Origin of the sequence: Carboxydocella sp. JDF658, assembly GCF_002049395.1 — a bacterium.
GTDB lineage: Bacteria > Bacillota.
Map to the genome: position 1 here is coordinate 1 of NZ_BDLR01000245.1, position 306 is coordinate 306.

Genomic DNA, 306 nt, shown 5'->3' on the forward strand with positions numbered 1-306 from the left:
CTGACACCCGGCTAACTCCTTATAACTGTCAGGTATATTCCTTTAATCCTAAAGTAGTAGCTAATTTTAAAAAGGCTTATCCTGACCTTCCCAAGAATGATTGGACAGATGCCTGGGTAATTGCTGACCGGCTTCGTTTTGGCCGTCTCCCGGAAAATAGCCAGGTCGATTTTCGTTATCTCCCTTTACAGCGGTTAACCAGGTTCCGTTATCATCTGATGCAGACTATTAGCAGGGAGAAAAACTATTTTCTCACTAATCTTTTTCTCAAGTTTAATACCCTGCAACAAAATGAGGTCTTCAGTA

Annotated in this window: 1 protein-coding gene; it reads left to right on the forward strand. The window is 41.5% G+C overall.

Annotated features, from left to right (window positions below):
• A partial coding sequence (locus JDF658_RS13990) for a transposase (RefSeq protein WP_143312033.1) occupies nucleotides 1-306 on the forward strand: 306 nt, incomplete at both ends.